Raw genomic sequence first — 907 nt, forward strand, 5'->3', positions numbered from 1 at the left:
GCGGCCCGCTTTCGGTGACCGCGGCGCCGGTCGGCCGCGGCGAGGCGCTGGGCCAGATCACCATGCGGCAGAACGGCAATCTGCGCGCCCATCCGAATGGCGGCGGCGAGGTGATCCGGGTGATCGCCCAGGGCTCCAGCCTGACCGTCTACGAGGAGGCGGCCGGCGGCTGGCTGCGCGTCGGCAGCGGCGAGCCCTGGGGCTGGATCCATGCCAGCTTGGTCAGCCGCTGAGGCTTACCTCGGCCCCATCATCGTGGGCTGCGGCGGCGCGCGGCGGGCGCTGAAGTGGACCGGGACGACCACGGTGGCGCGGCCATTCTCCAGAACGCTGGCAGGCGGCGGCGGCAGCGGCTGGGCGGCGACCACCATGATCAGCGCCGCGCCGTCGAGCTGCGCCTGGCCGGAGCCCTTGGCCACTTCCGGCGCCATCACCCGGCCGACGCGGTCGATGGTGAAGCGGACGGCGACGCTGCCGGCAGGGTAGCCACGGCTCGCCTCGGGCGCGGTCATGTCGCGCGGGTCGTGGCGGAACTCGCCGATGCGGTCGCTGGCGGCCCGGGACCAGAGGCGCAGCGCCTCCTCGGGGCTTTCCGCGACCGCTTCGGCCGCGGCCGGGCCACCCGGCGCCGCGGCCTGCGGCTCCGGGGCGGCGCAGGCGGCGAGCAGGGCAGCCAGCGGCAGCAGCCGGGCGATCAGGCTAACGGACATTCATCCACTCCATCGTCACGGCCCAGCTAGCAGGCGCGGGACCGTAACGACAGGGGGTCGCTCAGCTTTTCGACGGCGCCAGCAGCGGCCGGCCGGGCTCGAACTGCAGCGGCAGCATTACCGTCGCGGCGCCGTTGCGCAGCAGCCCGGCGGGCGGCGGCGTCTGCCCCGGCGCGACCCCGGGTCCGAGCACCGCG

General features: G+C 75.6%; 2 protein-coding genes. One reads left to right on the top strand and one right to left on the bottom strand.

Translation table 11 applies throughout. The features are described from left to right. On the top strand, window positions 1–233 hold a 233-nt coding region (locus BKE38_RS29080; RefSeq protein WP_131829792.1), incomplete at its 5' end, for an SH3 domain-containing protein. A 3-nt stretch (window positions 234–236) separates the two neighbouring features. On the opposite strand, the gene BKE38_RS29085 is transcribed toward BKE38_RS29080, so the two are convergent. After that, entirely contained in the window at window positions 237–710 is a 474-nt protein-coding gene (locus tag BKE38_RS29085; protein WP_076960596.1) for an energy transducer TonB, read from the bottom strand. Window positions 711–907: the final 197 nt, after the last annotated feature.

Source organism: Teichococcus deserti (assembly GCF_001982615.1).
Lineage (GTDB): Bacteria > Pseudomonadota > Alphaproteobacteria > Acetobacterales > Acetobacteraceae > Pseudoroseomonas > Pseudoroseomonas deserti.